The following is a 16,256-nucleotide window of genomic DNA, read 5'->3' as shown; positions in this document are numbered from 1 at the left end:
GCGTTGGTAAATGCGTCGTCACGCCAAGCGGTAAACAACCGGTCAACGCGAATGGTGAAGGAACTCTTGACGGCGCGTAGCAATACGGGGCGCAGGATAGTTCCCGGTATTGCAGGAGGTATCGCGACATACACGAATGTCATGCCCCGACTTGATCGGGGCATCCAGTACGCCGCAGCTTCTTGGATCAACCACGAACGCCGCGGCGTACTGGATCGCCCGGTCAAGCCGGGCGATGACAGCGCGTGTGTGGGAGCGCGTTCAACGATCTCCGTCATTGCGAGCGCAGCGAAGCAATCCAGAATCATTCCGCGGAGGGATTCTGGATTGCTTCGTCGCAAGGGCTCCTCGCAATGACGAGAGGAGAGAGTGCCGCCTCAAACGCAAAGAGGCGGGGTTGCCCCCGCCTCTCTGCATTCCAGCATCTTAACTCTGCCTACGCCTGGCTCGCGATCTCCTTGCCGAGCGCCGCTTGTGCGGCGGCAAGGCGCGCGATCGGCACGCGGTAGGGCGAGCAGGAGACGTAGTCGAGACCGATATTGTGGCAGAAGGCGACCGAGGCTGGATCGCCGCCGTGCTCGCCGCAGATGCCGACCTTGAGCTTCGCCCGCGTCTTGCGGCCGCGCGCGACGCCGATCTTGACCAGCTCGCCGACGCCCTCCTGGTCGAGCGCGATGAAGGGATCGACCGACAGGATGCCCTTGGCCACGTAGGGACCGAGGAAGCTCGCCGCGTCGTCGCGGCTGATGCCGTAGGTGGTCTGCGTGAGGTCGTTGGTGCCGAACGAGAAGAACTCGGCCGACTGCGCGATCTCGCCCGCGAGCAGACAGGCGCGCGGCAGCTCGATCATGGTGCCGACCTGATAGGCCAGCTTGGTGTTGGTCTCGCGCATCACCGCCTGCGCGGTCGCATCGATCCGCGCCTTGACGAGATCGAGCTCGGCCTTGGTCGCGATCAGCGGCACCATCACCTCGAGGCCGACGGCCTTGCCGGTGCGCTTCTCGGCCTCGACCGCCGCCTCGAAGATCGCACGCGCCTGCATCTCGGCGATCTCCGGATAGGCGATCGCGATACGGCAGCCGCGGAAGCCGAGCATTGGATTGAACTCCGAGAGTTCGCGCGCACGGTCGGCGAGGCGCCGCGGATCGGTGTTCATGGCCCGCGCCACTTCCTCGACCTCGGCGTGGGTGTGCGGCAAGAACTCGTGCAGCGGCGGGTCGAGCAGGCGGATTGTGACGGGCAGGCCCTTCATGATCTCGAACAGCTCGACGAAGTCGGCGCGCTGCATCGGCAGCAGCTTGGCGAGCGCGGCGCGGCGCGACTGCTCGTCCTCGGAGAGGATCATCTCGCGCACCGTGCGGATGCGGGTCTCCTCGAAGAACATGTGCTCGGTGCGGCAGAGGCCGATGCCTTCGGCGCCGAACTTGATTGCGGTGCGCGCATCGTCCGGCGTGTCGCCGTTGACGCGGACGCCGATCTTGCGGACCTGATCGGCCCAGTTCATCAGCGTGCCGAACTCGCCGGACAGCTCCGGCTCGATCATCGGCATGCGGCCGGCGAGCACCTGGCCGAGCGAGCCGTCGATGGTGATGACGTCGCCGGTCTTGAAGGTGCGCGAGCCGATGCTCATGGTGCCGCGGCCGTAATCGACGCGGATGGTGCCGCAGCCGGAGACGCAGGGCTTGCCCATGCCGCGGGCGACCACCGCCGCGTGCGAGGTCATGCCGCCGCGCGTGGTCAGGATGCCTTCGGCGGCGTGCATGCCGTGGATGTCTTCCGGGCTGGTCTCGATACGGACCAGGATCACCTTGCGTCCGTCGGCCTGAAGCTTGGCCGCTTCATCCGAGGAGAACACGATCTCGCCGGAGGCTGCTCCCGGCGAAGCCGGCAAGCCGGTCGCGATCACGTCGCGCTTGGCGTGGGGATCGATGGTCGGATGCAAGAGCTGATCGAGCGAAGCCGGATCGATCCGCGTCACCGCTTCCTTCTTCGAGATCAGGCCTTCGTTGGCGAGTTCGACCGCGATGCGCAGCGCGGCCTTGGCGGTGCGCTTGCCGCCGCGGGTCTGCAGCATCCAGAGCTTACCCTGCTCGACCGTGAACTCCATGTCCTGCATGTCGCGGTAGTGCTTCTCGAGCAGCGTGTAGATCCGCGTCAGCTCCTTGAAGGCCTCCGGCATCGCCGATTCCATCGACGCCTTGTCGGAGCCCGATTCCTTGCGCGCTTCCTCGGTGATGTCCTGCGGCGTGCGGATGCCCGCCACCACGTCCTCGCCCTGCGCATTGATCAGGAACTCGCCGTAGAGCTTGCTCTCGCCGGTCGAGGGATTGCGGGTGAAGGCAACGCCGGTGGCCGAAGTCTCGCCCATGTTGCCGAACACCATGGCCTGCACGTTGACCGCGGTGCCCCAGGATTCCGGAATGTCGTGCAGCTTGCGATAGGTCACCGCGCGCGCGTTCATCCAGGATGAGAACACCGCGCCGATCGCGCCCCAGAGCTGGTCGTGCGGATCCTGCGGAAAATCCTTGCCGGTCTCGCGCGCGACCGCGTCCTTGTACTTGCCGACCAGCTCGACCCAGTCGTCGGCGGACAGATCGGTGTCGAGCGTGTAGCCCTGGCTGTCCTTGAAGGTGTCGAGGATCTCTTCGAAGTGATGATGCTCGAAGCCGAGCACCACGTCGGAATACATCGTGATGAAGCGGCGATAGCTGTCATAGGCGAAGCGGCGGTCGCCCGACAAATCGGCCAGCGCTTCCACGGTCTGGTCGTTGAGGCCGAGGTTGAGCACGGTGTCCATCATGCCCGGCATCGAGGCGCGCGCACCGGAACGCACCGAGACGAGCAGCGGGTTCTTGGTGTCGCCGAAGATCTTGCCGGTCAGCTTGCCGACATGGTCGAGCGCCTTCTCGACCTGTGCCTGCAGTTCCTTCGGATAGGTCTTGCCGTGCGCGTAGAAGTAGGTGCAGACCGAGGTCGGGATGGTGAAGCCGGGAGGCACCGGCAGGCCGAGATTGGCCATCTCGGCGAGGTTGGCGCCCTTGCCGCCGAGCAGGTCGCGCATCTCCGTCCGGCCTTCGGCCTTGCCGTCACCGAATGTGTAAACCCATTTGCCGGCCTTGATCGCGCTCGGGGCCGCCTTCGCCGGCGCAGCCTTCTTCGCTGCGGGCTTGGCAGCAACCTTCGGCAGAGCCGCCTTGGTCACGGCCTTGGCCGCCGGCTTTGCAGCGGGCTTTGCAGCGGACTTTGCAGCGGACTTGGCAAGGGACTTGGCAACGGCTTTGGCGACCGGCTTCGGCGCGCTCTTGGCCAGCGCCTTGCGGGCCGGCGGCGCGGCCTTGGCGGCGGCCGAGGACTTTGATTTCGCTGGCATTTTTTTAGGCTTCGAGGCGGCTTTGGCCATAGCTTGCACACAACCTGCGAGAGGAATGGGAAATCGCGGGCCTTACACCATTTTGGGCGGGCCCGCGCAAGTCGAACAGTTCCGAAAAGTGAACGCCTAGAAGCGGAGCCACTTCAGGAGCCCGAGCCCGATCGCGCCGTTCACGATCAGGAAGATCGCGACGATCAGGTTCAGCAGCCGCGGCATGATCAGGATGAGCACACCCGCAATCAACGACAGGATCGGCGAAATGTGGGCGACGGTGATGTGCATGAACTATCTTTCTGTGGAGGGGGCGAATCGCGGGCGGATCATAGCCCTCCCGGTTCCGCGAGTAGAGACGCGCAACGGGCGAGCAGGTTCCGCCGCCCACGAAAACTGCCTGAAATTGCCGCTGATACGGCAGGGTTTTTCCCGGAACATTGCCGACACGCATGCATTGGCAACCGGTCGCGCCTGTGGCGCGTCCGAACCATCACGTCGAAGGAGTTGTCCATGCGGAACAGGATTCTTGCTCTTGCAGCGCTCGCGGCCGCGATCGGCTCGCCTCTGGCGGCGCAGGCGCAAACCAGTGTCACCGTCGGACGCGCGCCCGCCGTGGTCGACAGCGGCCCAACCATCGCCGTCGAGCAGCGGCCGGCTTTCCGCGACTACGTCGTCGAACAGCGTGTGCCGGCCTTCAGCATCCCCGATCGCGTCGTGGTCGGCACCACCTTACCCGAGGCGGGTGTCACCTATTACGACGTGCCGCAACGTTTTGGCGCCACCACCTATCGCTACACCGTCGTGAACGGGGAGACCGTGCTGGTCGAGCCGCGCTCGCGCCGCATCGTCGAGGTGCTGGACTGAGACGGACAAGTGAGACCGACTAGATGTCCGGCGCGTCACATCAGGCTGGCGAGCAGTTCAATCGGACATCAGGCCCCGCCCGGTCTTCCCCCCGCCGGGCGGGGCGCCTTTTGCGCTTCGTGTTTGAGCGCATGTCCCGGACAAGGCGCAATGCGCCGCATTGCGACGCAGAGCCGGGACCCAGAAGCCACCAGCGCGCGGCCTGCCTGGGCCCCGGCTCTGCAGCGCATCACGCCGCGAAGAGGCGGCGCGCTGCACTGCGTCCGGGGCACGAGACCGCAATACCCGCGCCTCAATCCTGGATCTTCGAAAAATCCGCGACCGCGCGCGTGGCGCTGCGGATCTCGTTCAGGAGCTTCAGCCGGTTCTCGCGCACCTTGGCATCGTCGTCGTTGACGCGAACCTTGTCGAAGAACGCATCGACCGGCGGACGCAGCTTCGCCATCGCGCTCATCGCGGCAGCAAAGTCCTCCTTGGCGACCGCAGCGCCGGCTTCCGCCTGCACTTCATCGATCGCCTTGGCCAACGCCTTCTCCTCGGCAAGGCTGTAGAGCGCGGCGTCGGGCGCGCCGTCGAAGCTGCGCTTGTCCTTCTTTTCCTCGATCGACAGGATGTTGCTGGCGCGCTTGGTGCCGGCGAGCAGGTTCTTGCCGTCGTCAGTGTCGAGGAATTTGCCGAGCGCCTCGACGCGGCGGACGATCATCAGCAGGTCGTCCTGGCCGCCAAGCGCGAACACGGCGTCGACGAGATCGTGCCGCGCGCCCTGCTCGCGGAGCTGGACTTTGAGGCGATCGGCGAAGAAGGCGAGGAGATCGATCGGGAGCTTGGAGGCGTCGGCCGGCTGCGCCGATAAGCCAGCGAACGCGGACGCCGCCACCTTCATGAGCGAGAGACGCAACGCGTTCTCGGCGATCAGCCTGATCACGCCCAGCGCCGCGCGGCGTAGCGCATACGGGTCCTTGCTGCCCGTCGGTTTCTCATCGATGGCCCAGAAACCGACCAGCGTATCGATCTTGTCGGCAAGCGCCACTGCAACGCTGATCGGGTCGGTCGGCACGCGATCCGCGGGGCCTTGCGGCTTGTAGTGCTCCTCGCAGGCTGCGGCGACGGATGCATCCTCGCCCTGCGCCAGCGCGTAGTACTTGCCCATCAGGCCCTGGACTTCCGGAAATTCGCCGACGACCTCAGTCAGCAAATCCGTCTTCGCCAGGCGCGCGGCACGCGTGGTCTTGGCGACATCGGCGCCGACCAGCGGCGCGATCTCGGCGGCGAGGCGCTCGATGCGCTTGATGCGTGCAGCCTGGGTGCCGAGCTTCTCGTGGAACACGATCTGCTCGAACTTCGGCAGCCGCTCCTCGAGCTTGGTCTTTAGATCCGTTTCGTAGAAGAACTTCGCATCGCTCAACCGCGCGCGGATCACGCGCTCGTTGCCGGCGATGATGGTCGCACCGCCATCGCTCGCCTCGATGTTGGCCACCAGGATGAACTTGCTCGCGAGCTTGCCCGTCTTGGGGTCGCGCACCACGAAGCACTTCTGGTTGTTGCGGATGGTGGCGCGGATCACTTCCGCAGGCGTTGACAGGAATTCCTGTTCGAACGAGCCCATCAGCACCACCGGCCATTCGACGAGTCCGGCGACCTCGTCAAGCAGGTTCTGGTCCTCGACCAGCTCGAAGCCCTGCGCAAACGCAAGCTGCTTGGCGTCGGTGAGGATCGCGTCCTTGCGGCGCTCGGGGTCGAGAACGACCTTGGCATCCAGCAGCTTTGCTTCGTAATCCTCGAAGCGGCGCACCTGAATCGGCGCCGGCGCGAGGAAGCGGTGACCGTAGGTAGTCTGGCCGGCTTCGACGCCGTCGACCTCGAATTTCACGACATCAGGCTCTTCGGTCTCGAGCCCGAAGGTCGCGGTGATCGCGTGCAGCGGCCGCACCCAGTTCAGCGAGCCCGGTTTGCCCGAGCGCGCGCCCCAGCGCATCGATTTCGGCCAGGGGAAGGTGCGGATGATGACGGGCAGGATTTCGGCGAGCACGTCGATCGCATCGCGGCCGGGCTTCTCGATCAAGCCGATGTAGAAGTCGCCCTTGGGATCGCGCTGGATTTTTGCCTCATCCAGCGACTTCAATCCCGTCGCTTTCAGGAAGCCCTGCACGGCCGCATCGGGCGCGCCGACTTTCGGGCCGCGTCGCTCGGTCTTCAGATCCGGCTGACGCGCCGGGATGCCGTGCACGGTGAGCGCGAGGCGGCGCGGCGTCGCGAAGGCTTTCGCGCCCTCGTAGACGAGGCCTTCGGCGACGAGCTTGTCGGTGACCATGCGGCGCAGATCGTCCGCCGCCTTCGCCTGCATGCGCGCGGGAATCTCTTCGGAGAACAGTTCAAGCAAAAGATCGGGCATCAGGCCGCTCCGCCCGCTTCAGTATGGATCCAGGCCTCGCCGCAGGCTTTCGCCAGCTCGCGCACGCGAAGAATGTAGCTCTGCCGCTCGGTTACCGAGATCACGCCGCGCGCGTCGAGCAGGTTGAAGACGTGGCTCGCCTTGATGCACTGGTCGTAGGCCGGCAGCGCCATCAGGTGCTGCTTCTTGTTGCCGCCGTCGCGCCAGCCGGCGTCGAGATATTTCCTGCAGGCCGCTTCCGCCATCTTGAACTGCTCGAACAGCATCGCGGTGTCGGCATGTTCGAAATTGTGCCGCGAATATTCCTGCTCGGCCTGCAGGAAGACGTCGCCATAAGTGACCTTCTGATCGCCATCGCGGCCATTGAAATTGAGGTCGTAGACACGGTCGACGCCCTGCACATACATCGCGAGGCGCTCGAGGCCATAGGTGAGCTCGCCCGCGACCGGCGCGCATTCGAAGCCCGCGACCTGCTGGAAATAGGTGAACTGGCTCACCTCCATGCCGTCGCACCAGCACTCCCAACCGAGGCCCCAGGCGCCCAGCGTCGGGCTCTCCCAATCGTCCTCGACAAAGCGGATATCGTGCACGGCGGAATCGATGCCGATCGCGGCGAGCGACTTCAGGTACAGCTCCTGAAGGTTCGGCGGCGACGGCTTCATGATCACCTGGAACTGATAGTAATGCTGCATCCGGTTCGGATTCTCGCCGTAGCGGCCGTCCTTGGGCCGGCGCGAGGGCTGCACATAGGCCGCGTTCCAGGGCTTCGGCCCGAGCGCGCGCAGCGTGGTCGCCGGATGGAAGGTGCCCGCGCCCATCTCCATGTCGTAGGGCTGCAGGATCACGCAGCCCTGCTCGGCCCAGAACCGCTGGAGCGCGAGGATGAAGCCCTGGAACGAGCGTTCCGGGCGCATATGGGCGGGCAAGGAGGCGTCCATCGTCAGATCAGGCTCTCGCGGGGGTTTTGAATCGCGCGGGACCGTATCGACGGCGGGGGTGGGAATCAAGGCAAAGGGGGCGGATTCGGGCTCAACGGCCTATCCCCCGGGGACGGCGCCATAGGGTGGGCAAAGCGAAGCGTGCCCACCGCCTGTCGCCACCGGGGGAATTGGTGGGCACGGCGCAAGAGCGCCTTTGCCCACCCTATGGCAGCGGTGTGTGGAGCGGCTAACCCGGCCTGTACGCGCCCGTCACGGGGTCACGCTTTAGCTTCTGGATATCCCCCATGCGGGCGGTCTCGGCGACGCGCGACAGGCGCATCTCCTCCAGCTCCTGGTTGATCTTGACGGCGGTCTTGTAGGCCCAGCGGACCACGGCAAGCCCACCCAGCACGCCCGCGAAAGCGACGAACGGCGGCATCGGTCGATCCTTGTCTAGTGCTCAGCCCCCACGTGCATTCTTGCGCAGTCCGGGCCGCGCCGCAATTGGCATGGCGAGGGCGAAATGGCGCGGGACGGCGCCGGCTAGAACCCGAATTTTGCCCAGATCGCCCGCGTCTCGACGGCCGAGATCAGATCGTCCGGCAACCCGGCCATCGATTCCAACGCCGAAAGCTGCCCTGCGCCGGGCGATTTCCGCCCCAGAAGGCCGGACAGCAGCCCGGTCGGCTGCGCGATCACGGGGGTGAGAACCTTCTCGCCATAGCGGGCACGAAGAGTTGAGCGCAGATCGCCGATGCTGTCGGCAAGCCCCAGCGCGACCGAACTGTCGCCGGCCCAGTACTCGCCCGTGAACAGCGTATCGTCCGAGCCCTTCAGGCGCGCCCCCCGGCTTTCCTTCACCAGCGAAATGAAGATCTGGTGGATCTCGCGCTGGATCGCCTTCAGCTTGGCGACGTCTTCCGGATTTTCGGGCAGGAACGGGTCGAGCATCGCCTTGTGCTCACCCGACGTATAGAGCCGCCGCTCGATGCCGAGCCGCTTAATCGCCTCCTGGAAGCCGAAGCTGCCGCCGACCACGCCGATCGAGCCGAGGATCGATGAGGGATCGCAGATGATCTCGTCGCCGGCGCAGGCGATCATGTAGCCGCCGGAGGCCGCAACGTCCTCGACGAACACCAGCACCGGCAGCTTCTTCTCCGCCGCGAGCTGCTTGATGCGCAGATAGATCTGGCGCGACTGCACCGGCGAGCCGCCGGGCGAATTGATCACCAGCGCCACCGCCTTGGCGTGACGATACGAGAACGCGCGCTCCAGCACGCGCGCGACTCCTGCAAGCGTCAGACCGGGTCGCAGCGGCGTCACCGCGCCGATCACGCCCGATAGCCGCACCACCGGCACCACCGCGGTGCCGGGGCGGAAGCGCGCCGGCAGATATTGCATGAGCTTGTCGGCCAGGCCGGAACTCTCACGATCGTTCACTTGTTCGGCCATGCCGTTACCTCTGATTAACCATTTTTTATCACGCGACTGTCATTGGAAGTGCCTGGAACGTGTTTTGCAGATTTTCCCTTGGGAGGCTGCAATGAGGCGGCGGAGAACACCATGAAAATCTATCTTCTGATGCTGCTGATCGGCGCGCTGTTCATGGCGATCCGCCTGACCTCTCCGCACGAGCAGCGATCGGAATCGCTTCCGCGATAAGCCCTCAAGGTTCCACCAGCGGCAAGGCCGCTCTCCCCTCCAAAATCTCCGTCATCCCGCTGTTTGATACGCGCGTCTCGTCGTTGAGCATGAGGCCCGGCAGCAATCGCGTCGGGGCCCGGCCACCTTTGACCGCGCGCACCAGCACGCGGATCGCGGGCCGCCCCGCCTCGCCGTGAACCGGCAGGATCGCGAGGCTGCCGAAGCCGCGCGACAATGCCGCCAGAACGTCGGCAATGCCGTCCGCACGCCAGATCAACGTCAGCACACCGTTCGATCGGAGGATGCGCCGCGCTGCATGCACCCACGCATGCAGAGTCTCCTCCGTCGCCACATGCGCGATGTGACGCGCCTGATCCGGCGAGCCGCGATGCCGGGCCGGATCGTTGAACGGCGGATTCATCAGCACCACGTCGACGCTGTCCGGCGGCAGCCCATTCGCGGCAAAGGCCTCGGCGCCGGAAGTGACGTCGAGCACGATCGTCTCGGCGGCAATCGCATTCGCCGCCGCGTTGCCGCGCGCGAGCCCGGCCAGCTCCGGATCGATCTCGACCAGGCTGAGGGCGAGACCGGGGACGCGGCTGGCGAGCGCCAGCCCGGCCGTCCCGACGCCGGCTCCGAAATCGACCACGCGGTCTCCGCTGCGCGCCTCGGTTGCCGCCGCGAGCAGGATGGCGTCATGCCCGGCGCGATGGCCGGACCGCTTCTGCCTCAGGCGTAACCGGCCGCCGAGAAAGGCGTCCTCGGTAACATCTGCAGCCTCACTCATCGCCGCGCAGTTCGTGGCTGAGGCCGGCTTGGGTGAGGAGTTCCCTTGCCTCCTGGACATCGTCCTCATGGACGAGGATGCGCCGTGGCAGGATTCCGAGCGAGCCCTCGATGATGCTCATGTTCTGGTCGAGCACCAGATGATGGATATTGGCGCCGTCGAGCAGCGCGCCGATCGCCGACACCAGCACCATGTCGTTGGTCCGAACCAGTTCACGCAAATCCCAGGTCTCCTGCCTGAAAACGGGGCAGCGGCAAATGTCAATGGTTCCACGGCACTTGCCGCACCCGCCGCCAGTTTCTATTGTCTTTCCGTCAGAATAGCCCTTCCGGGGCAAATATTGGAGACCGGCGTGGCCGTCATCGTACCTTTCGAAACTCCCGGCGCGTCGATCGAACAGCTCGTTGCCCTTGTCGCCCCTGACATGGAGCGCGTCAACGCCACGATCCTGTCGCGGACCGGCTCCGACGTGACCATGATCCCGGAGGTCGCCAACCATCTGATCTCGTCCGGGGGCAAGCGGCTGCGGCCGATGCTGACGCTCGCCATGGCCAACCTCGCCGGCTACACCGGCGACGGCCACATCAAGCTCGCAGCCTCCGTCGAGTTCATGCATACCGCCACGCTGCTGCACGACGACGTCGTGGACGAGAGCGAGATGCGCCGCGGCAAGCTGTCGGCGCGCATGCTCTGGGGCAACGAGGCCAGCGTCCTGGTCGGCGACTTCCTGCTCGGCCAGGCCTTCCGCATGATGGTCGAGGTCGGCTCGCTCCGCGCGCTCGACATCCTCTCCGCGGCGGCCGCCACCATCGCCGAGGGCGAGGTGATGCAGCTCGCCGTCGCCAAGAACACCGCGACCACCGAGGACGAATATCTCGCCGTGATCCGCGGCAAGACCGCCGAGCTGTTCGCCGCCGCCTGCGAGGTCGGCCCGGTCATCGCCAACCGCCCGAAGGCCGAGCAGACCGCCTGCCGCTCGGTCGGCATGAATCTCGGCATCGCCTTCCAGCTCGTCGACGACGTGCTCGACTATGGCGGCAAGAGCGCCAAGCTCGGCAAGAACACCGGCGACGATTTCCGCGAGGGCAAGATCACCCTGCCCGTCGTGCTCGCCTTCCGCCGCGGCAACGACACCGAGCGCGCCTTCTGGATCCGGGCGCTGGAGCGCGGCGAGATCGGCGATTCCGATCTCGATCACGCCATCGGATTGATGAACAAGCACCGCGCGCTGGAAGACACGCTGAGCCGCGCCCAGCACTACGGCGCCATGGCGGTGGACGCGCTCGCGCTGTTCCCGTCCTCGCCGATGAAGAGCGCGCTGGAGCAGGTTGTGGCGTTCTGCCTGGCACGGTCGCACTAGGCGGCTAGAGCTCCTATCATCGCGGCACATATCATCGCGGCACAATTGTTGACCCGTCATCCTGAGGCGCGAGCGACGCGATGCATTGCATCGCGTCGCTCGCGCCTCGAAGGATGCACGCCCGAGCTGCAGCCGGGCTGTCGCCCTGCGAGGGCCGCCGAAGAAGCGGCCGCCTCAGGGTGACGGTGATGGACTGCAGCGCGCTGCATCAACATCGTCATTGCGAGCATAGCGAAGCAATCCAGACTGCCGCCGCGGAAACAGCCTGGATTGCTTCGCTACGCTCGCAATGACGGAGCAAGATGCACCAGCACCGCTCCTTCTCGTGTCCCGGACGCGCGACAGCGTGAAAGGCTGCTGCGCAGAGCCGGGACCCACGCGACACCCAGTGATCGGCAACATGGCCCCGGCTCTGCAGCGCAGCGCTGCACCGGACGATGCTTCGCATCGCCGGGGAAGCGCTGCGCTGCGTCCGGGCACGAGAGCGGCGCAGCCTCGGCCCAGCCTGTCTAGTGACTTGCATTTTGCAAGCTACTTGCCTAGCTTCCGCCCATGCAGCCAAAATCCCCCTCCATCCAGGAATGCCCGGTCGGCCGTGCCGTGGAGACGGTCGGCGAGTGGTGGAGCATCCTGATCCTGCGGGATGCGTTCCAGGGCGTGACGAAATTCGACGAATTCGCGCAGAGCCTTGGCATCGCGCCGAACATCCTGTCGCGGCGCCTCGCCCATCTCACCGCATCGGGCATGTTCGTCCGCCGCCGCTATCATGAGCGGCCGCCGCGTTACGAATATGTGCTGACGGACAAGGCGCGGGACTTCTTTCCCGTGATCGTGGCGCTGCTGGCCTGGGGCAACAGGCACCTCGCGCCGAAAGGCGAATCCATCGTGCTGGCGAACCGCAACGACCGTCGCCCGCTTGATCCGGTCGTGGTCGACGTCGCCGACATGCGGCCCATCACGCTCGCCAATGCGGTCGTGATCGCAGGGCCCCGCGCCAGCCGCGGGATGCGCACACGGCTCGCTTCGCTCAAGGCCATGAACCCGGCTGTCGCGCCGGCTGGAGACTGACATGCGTCGTATCGTCGTGACGGGAATGGGCGCGGTGTCGCCGCTGGCTTGCAGCGTCGAGCTGTCCTGGCGCCGGCTGCTCGCCGGCCAAAGCGGTTTGCGCCCGCTGCCCGAATGGGCGCAGGTGCTGCCGGCACGCATTGCCGGGCTCGTGCCTGACATGGTCGACGATGCAGAAGGCGGCTTCGATCCCGCGCAAGCTGCCGCGCTAAAAGACCAGCGCAAGATGGACCGCTTCATCCTGTTCGCGCTGCTCGCCACGGCAGAAGCCGTGGCGCAGGCGAAATGGATGCCGCAGGACGCAGGCGCGCTGGAGCGCACCGCGACGATCATCGGCTCCGGCGTCGGCGGCTTCCCGGCGATGGCGGAGGCGGTGCGCATCACCGAGCAGCGCGGCGCGCGCCGGCTGTCGCCGTTCACGATCCCCTCCTTCCTGGCCAACCTCGCCGCCGGCCACGTCTCGATCAAATACGGCTACAAGGGTCCGCTGGGCACGCCGGTCACCGCCTGCGCCGCCGGCGTGCAGGCGATCGGCGATGCCGCGCGCATGATCCGATTGGGCGAGGCCGATGTCGCGATCTGCGGCGGCGCGGAGGCCTGCATCGACATCGTCAGCCTCGGCGGCTTTGCCGCGGCCCGCGCGCTGTCGAGCGGCTTCAACGACGAGCCCGCGCGTGCCTCGCGCCCGTTCGACCGAAGGCGCGACGGTTTCGTGATGGGCGAAGGCGCCGGCATCCTGGTGATCGAGGCGCTCGAGCATGCGCTTGCGCGCGGCGCGAGGCCGATCGCGGAGATCGTCGGCTACGGCACGACGGCGGACGCTTACCACATGACATCAGGTCCGCCCGATGGCGAGGGCGCCCGCCGCGCCATGGAGATCGCGCTGCGGCAGGCAAGGCTAGCGCCCACGGACCTGCAGCACCTGAATGCGCACGCGACCTCGACGCCCGCCGGCGACGAGAGCGAGCTCGGCGCGATCGCCGCACTGTTCGGCCGCAACCGCGGCATTGCCGTCAGCGCGACCAAATCGGCCACCGGTCATCTGCTCGGCGCCGCCGGTGGCCTGGAAGCGATCTTCACCGTGCTCGCCTTGCGCGACCAGATCGCGCCGCCGACGCTCAATCTCGAAGACCCCGATGCGGGCGCCGATGGCATCGACATCGTCGCCGGCACCGCGCGGCCGATGCCGATGCAGCATGCCATCTCCAACGGCTTTGGCTTCGGCGGGGTGAATGCCAGCGTGATCTTCCGCCGCATGGATTAAACGAGGGCTCTTCGAACCTGAAGACTTGCAATCGCGGTCCGCTGCGCTACGAAAACAGGATGATTGAAACCAACATCTGGCTGTTCCTGGCCGCAGCCTGTCTCATCGCCGCCGTGCCCGGTCCCGGCATCTTCTACGTCGCGGCACGGACCTTGTCCGATGGGCGCGCCAGCGGCTTTGCATCGACCGCGGGCACCGCGCTGGGCGGGCTGGTTCATGTGGTGGCGGGCAGCCTCGGCATCTCCGCAATCATCCTCGCCAGCGCCGAATTGTTCGCCGCCGTCAAATTCGTCGGTGCGCTGTATCTGGTCTGGCTCGGCATCAAGACGTTTCGGAGCGCCAGCTACGTATTGTCGCTCGAGAGTGAAGCTGCCGGCGACGATCGCGCGTTCCGCGACGACGTGCTGGTCGAGGCGCTGAATCCGAAGACCGCGGCGTTCTTTCTCGCCTTCATTCCGCAATTCATCGATCCCGCGGGATCGAGCCCCACGCTGCAGTTCATCATGTTGGGTGCGATCTCGGTGGCGTTGAACACGTTGGCCGACATCGTCGTGGTGCTGATGGCCTCCGCAACCCGTACGCAGCTGATCGGACGGCCGCATCTGATGCGGCGTCTCGCCCAGGGCTCCGGCGTCTTCATCGCGGGTCTCGGCCTGTCGCTGGCATTGGCGCGGCGGCCGGCAAATGGTTAGCATTCCGCAGAGCCGCTTCTATGAATCGCACGGTCTGCGGCTGCATTACGCCGATTGGGGCAATGAGAGTGCGCCGCCCCTCATCCTGGTTCATGGCGGCCGCGATCATTGCCGGAGCTGGGACGTCATCGCCCGGTCGTTGCAACGCCATTTCCACGTGATCGCACCGGACCTGCGCGGCCACGGCGATTCCGACTGGACCCGAGGCGGCAGCTACGCCCTGACCGAATATGTCTACGATCTCACCCAGCTCGTCCGCGTCATCGCTGCGCCTCGGGTCACCCTGATCGGCCATTCGATGGGCGGCATGGTGAGCCTGATCTTTTCAGGATCGTTCCCCGAACAGGTCGCAAAGCTTGTCGTGCTCGACGGCGTGACCATGCTGCCGGACGCGCCGAAACCGCCGGCGCATGAGCGCATCGGCAAATGGGTCGGCCAGCTCGACAGCCTGCACGAGCGCACGCCGCGCCGCTATACGACCCTCGAAGACGCAGCGGCGCAGATGATGCTTCACAACAAGCGCCTCGCCCGCGACCTCGCGCTGCATCTCGCCACCCACGGCGCGCGGCAGAATGAGGACGGCAGCTACAGCTGGAAGTTCGATCCGTATCAGCGCGTATCGGCGCCGCACCGGCTCTGGCCGGACGATCATCTCGCGCTGTGGTCGCGCATCGCCTGCCCGACCTTGCTGCTCAACGCCGGCGAAAGCTTTCTCGCCGGCGCCAGGGCCGCAGGCCTGGAGCGCTATTTCCGGGAGGCGCGGGTCGAGACCATCGCCGGCGCGGGCCATTGGCTGCAGCACGACAAGCCCCAGGAGGTGCTGGGCGAGATCAGGCGGTTTCTCGGGCTGGCTGAAGAAGACAGCGGTTAGCTCGACTGGCGTAGGGTGGGCAAAGCGAAGCGTGCCCACGCATCGTCGCAGTATCTGAAAGTTCGTGGGCACGGCGCTGTCGCGCCTTTGCCCACCCTACAGCACCGTCTCCGCGGAGAGACCTAGCTCAACGTCCCCGCATGCACCCACCAGCCGGGGTGATCGCGACGAATCCTTTCGGCGGCGGCATGCGCTTCGTTTGCCGCGCCAAAGATCGCAAAGCACGTCGCGCCCGAGCCGGACATGCGGGCGAGCTGGACGCCGGCGGTGCCGCGCAAGGCCTCCAGCACCTCGCCGATCACCGGCTGGATGCGCAGCGCAGGCGCTTCGAGATCGTTGGGAACGCGTTCGAGCACTGCGACCCAATCGGCCGTCGATCCGCCCTCGTCCGGCCAGGCCGGAGCACGGATGACGTCGGTGACGCCGACCAGCAACTCACCGTTGCGCAGGCCGAGCTCCTGAAACACGTCCTTAGTGGCGACGGGCACGCGCGGATTGACCATGACGCAGGGCATGCTCGGCAGGCTCAGCGGCAGCAGCTGCTCGCCGACGCCGGTCATGTCGCAGGCGCGCGAGACGAGGCACACCGGCACGTCGGCGCCGGTCGCAAGCGCGACCTTCTGCAGCCTGGGATCGTCGAGCGAGAGATCGTTGAGACGCGCGAGCAGTCGTAGCGCCGCGGCGGCGTCGGCCGAGCCGCCGCCGATGCCGGCGGCCACCGGCAGCACCTTGTCGAGCGCAAACGCGCCGAGCTTCAGGCCCGGCACCGCTTCGGCGAGCAGCCTGGCGGCCTTGAGCACGAGATTGTCGGCGGTATCGCCGCAGGCCGCGGCCAGCGGCCCGGTGGTGGTGAGCTTCAGCTCGCCCCCCGGCTCCAGCGTGAGCCGGTCGGCGCAGTCGGCGAACGCGACCACGCTTTCGAGATCATGATAGCCATCGGCACGACGGCCCACCACGCGAAGGCTCAGATTGACCTTCGCCCGTCCTTGTTCGATCAACGCCGGCATCGGCGACACGCCCCCAACAAAAC

Annotated in this window: 15 protein-coding genes; 6 read left to right on the top strand and 9 right to left on the bottom strand. The window is 66.3% G+C overall.

Annotation, left to right across the window (positions count from 1 at the left end; translation table 11 throughout):
- Nucleotides 1-436: 436 nt before the first annotated feature.
- Nucleotides 437-3,400 (bottom strand): pyruvate, phosphate dikinase, encoded by a 2,964-nt coding sequence (gene ppdK / locus DCM80_RS19860; protein ID WP_257193241.1) that lies wholly within the window; start codon nucleotides 3,398-3,400, stop codon nucleotides 437-439.
- A 96-nt stretch (nucleotides 3,401-3,496) separates the two neighbouring features.
- The gene (locus DCM80_RS19855; protein ID WP_008562090.1) at nucleotides 3,497-3,652 is read right to left on the bottom strand and encodes a DUF3096 domain-containing protein; all 156 of its coding nucleotides are present in this window, start codon (nucleotides 3,650-3,652) and stop codon (nucleotides 3,497-3,499) included.
- Between the two features lie 222 nt (nucleotides 3,653-3,874).
- Here DCM80_RS19855 and DCM80_RS19850 point away from each other — a divergent pair, with 222 nt between their 5' ends.
- Nucleotides 3,875-4,228 carry a DUF1236 domain-containing protein gene (locus DCM80_RS19850; RefSeq protein ID WP_028134910.1) on the top strand — a complete coding sequence of 118 codons (354 nt, stop codon included), beginning with the start codon at nucleotides 3,875-3,877 and terminating at the stop codon, nucleotides 4,226-4,228.
- 292 nt (nucleotides 4,229-4,520) lie between these two features.
- Here DCM80_RS19850 and glyS read toward each other — a convergent pair whose 3' ends face one another.
- From glyS to DCM80_RS19820, 6 genes are all read right to left on the bottom strand, one after another.
- A complete protein-coding gene (gene glyS, locus DCM80_RS19845; RefSeq protein WP_257193239.1) occupies nucleotides 4,521-6,620 on the bottom strand; it encodes a glycine--tRNA ligase subunit beta in 2,100 nt (699 codons plus the stop codon).
- Nucleotides 6,620-7,558: a glycine--tRNA ligase subunit alpha gene (locus tag DCM80_RS19840; RefSeq protein WP_257176098.1), complete on the bottom strand. Its 939-nt coding sequence runs from the start codon at nucleotides 7,556-7,558 to the stop codon at nucleotides 6,620-6,622. The genes glyS and DCM80_RS19840 overlap by 1 nt, the downstream gene beginning before the upstream one ends.
- A gap of 229 nt (nucleotides 7,559-7,787) precedes the next feature.
- On the bottom strand, nucleotides 7,788-7,979 hold the full coding sequence (locus tag DCM80_RS19835) for a hypothetical protein (RefSeq protein ID WP_028134907.1): 192 nt from the start codon (nucleotides 7,977-7,979) through the stop codon (nucleotides 7,788-7,790).
- Between the two features lie 104 nt (nucleotides 7,980-8,083).
- Nucleotides 8,084-8,992, bottom strand: coding sequence for a S49 family peptidase (locus DCM80_RS19830; protein WP_257193237.1), 909 nt, complete (start codon nucleotides 8,990-8,992; stop codon nucleotides 8,084-8,086).
- A 214-nt stretch (nucleotides 8,993-9,206) separates the two neighbouring features.
- On the bottom strand, nucleotides 9,207-9,971 hold the full coding sequence (locus DCM80_RS19825) for a tRNA1(Val) (adenine(37)-N6)-methyltransferase (RefSeq protein WP_257197981.1): 765 nt from the start codon (nucleotides 9,969-9,971) through the stop codon (nucleotides 9,207-9,209).
- A complete protein-coding gene (locus tag DCM80_RS19820) occupies nucleotides 9,964-10,191 on the bottom strand; it encodes a DUF2007 domain-containing protein (protein WP_028134904.1) in 228 nt (75 codons plus the stop codon). Before DCM80_RS19820 ends, DCM80_RS19825 begins: the two co-directional genes overlap by 8 nt.
- A 132-nt stretch (nucleotides 10,192-10,323) precedes the next feature.
- Between DCM80_RS19820 and DCM80_RS19815 the strand changes: the two genes are divergently transcribed.
- The 5 genes from DCM80_RS19815 to DCM80_RS19795 all read left to right on the top strand — a co-directional run bounded on the left by DCM80_RS19815 (nucleotide 10,324) and on the right by DCM80_RS19795 (nucleotide 15,226).
- Nucleotides 10,324-11,331 carry a polyprenyl synthetase family protein gene (locus DCM80_RS19815; RefSeq protein WP_257193236.1) on the top strand — a complete coding sequence of 336 codons (1,008 nt, stop codon included), beginning with the start codon at nucleotides 10,324-10,326 and terminating at the stop codon, nucleotides 11,329-11,331.
- A gap of 552 nt (nucleotides 11,332-11,883) precedes the next feature.
- On the top strand, nucleotides 11,884-12,399 hold the full coding sequence (locus DCM80_RS19810) for a helix-turn-helix domain-containing protein (protein WP_257193235.1): 516 nt from the start codon (nucleotides 11,884-11,886) through the stop codon (nucleotides 12,397-12,399).
- A gap of 1 nt (nucleotide 12,400) precedes the next feature.
- Entirely contained in the window at nucleotides 12,401-13,663 is a 1,263-nt protein-coding gene (gene fabF, locus DCM80_RS19805) for a beta-ketoacyl-ACP synthase II (protein ID WP_257193234.1), read from the top strand.
- Nucleotides 13,664-13,722: 59 nt separating this feature from the next.
- Nucleotides 13,723-14,355 carry a LysE family translocator gene (locus tag DCM80_RS19800; protein ID WP_257193233.1) on the top strand — a complete coding sequence of 211 codons (633 nt, stop codon included), beginning with the start codon at nucleotides 13,723-13,725 and terminating at the stop codon, nucleotides 14,353-14,355.
- Nucleotides 14,348-15,226 (top strand): alpha/beta fold hydrolase, encoded by an 879-nt coding sequence (locus DCM80_RS19795; protein ID WP_257193232.1) that lies wholly within the window; start codon nucleotides 14,348-14,350, stop codon nucleotides 15,224-15,226. Before DCM80_RS19800 ends, DCM80_RS19795 begins: the two co-directional genes overlap by 8 nt.
- Before the next feature lie 122 nt (nucleotides 15,227-15,348).
- Here DCM80_RS19795 and DCM80_RS19790 read toward each other — a convergent pair whose 3' ends face one another.
- The gene (locus DCM80_RS19790; RefSeq protein ID WP_257193231.1) at nucleotides 15,349-16,233 is read right to left on the bottom strand and encodes a 4-(cytidine 5'-diphospho)-2-C-methyl-D-erythritol kinase; all 885 of its coding nucleotides are present in this window, start codon (nucleotides 16,231-16,233) and stop codon (nucleotides 15,349-15,351) included.
- Nucleotides 16,234-16,256 lie beyond the last annotated feature (23 nt).

This window comes from Bradyrhizobium sp. WBOS08 (assembly GCF_024585125.1).
GTDB classification, from domain to species: Bacteria; Pseudomonadota; Alphaproteobacteria; order Rhizobiales; family Xanthobacteraceae; genus Bradyrhizobium; species Bradyrhizobium japonicum_B.
The sequence above is the reverse complement of the archived record's forward strand: the minus strand, read 5'-3'. Positions and strand labels throughout refer to the sequence as shown.

Coding starts and splice junctions, on each gene's coding strand:
- DCM80_RS19825 (WP_257197981.1), bottom strand. CDS start 9,971: ATGAGTGAGGCTGCAGATGTTACCGAGGACGCCTTTCTCGGCGGCCGG.
- glyS (WP_257193239.1), bottom strand. CDS start 6,620: ATGCCCGATCTTTTGCTTGAACTGTTCTCCGAAGAGATTCCCGCGCGC.
- ppdK (WP_257193241.1), bottom strand. CDS start 3,400: ATGGCCAAAGCCGCCTCGAAGCCTAAAAAAATGCCAGCGAAATCAAAG.
- DCM80_RS19790 (WP_257193231.1), bottom strand. CDS start 16,233: ATGCCGGCGTTGATCGAACAAGGACGGGCGAAGGTCAATCTGAGCCTT.
- DCM80_RS19810 (WP_257193235.1), top strand. CDS start 11,884: ATGCAGCCAAAATCCCCCTCCATCCAGGAATGCCCGGTCGGCCGTGCC.
- DCM80_RS19830 (WP_257193237.1), bottom strand. CDS start 8,992: ATGGCCGAACAAGTGAACGATCGTGAGAGTTCCGGCCTGGCCGACAAG.
- fabF (WP_257193234.1), top strand. CDS start 12,401: ATGCGTCGTATCGTCGTGACGGGAATGGGCGCGGTGTCGCCGCTGGCT.
- DCM80_RS19850 (WP_028134910.1), top strand. CDS start 3,875: ATGCGGAACAGGATTCTTGCTCTTGCAGCGCTCGCGGCCGCGATCGGC.
- DCM80_RS19800 (WP_257193233.1), top strand. CDS start 13,723: ATGATTGAAACCAACATCTGGCTGTTCCTGGCCGCAGCCTGTCTCATC.
- DCM80_RS19795 (WP_257193232.1), top strand. CDS start 14,348: ATGGTTAGCATTCCGCAGAGCCGCTTCTATGAATCGCACGGTCTGCGG.
- DCM80_RS19835 (WP_028134907.1), bottom strand. CDS start 7,979: ATGCCGCCGTTCGTCGCTTTCGCGGGCGTGCTGGGTGGGCTTGCCGTG.
- DCM80_RS19840 (WP_257176098.1), bottom strand. CDS start 7,558: ATGGACGCCTCCTTGCCCGCCCATATGCGCCCGGAACGCTCGTTCCAG.
- DCM80_RS19855 (WP_008562090.1), bottom strand. CDS start 3,652: ATGCACATCACCGTCGCCCACATTTCGCCGATCCTGTCGTTGATTGCG.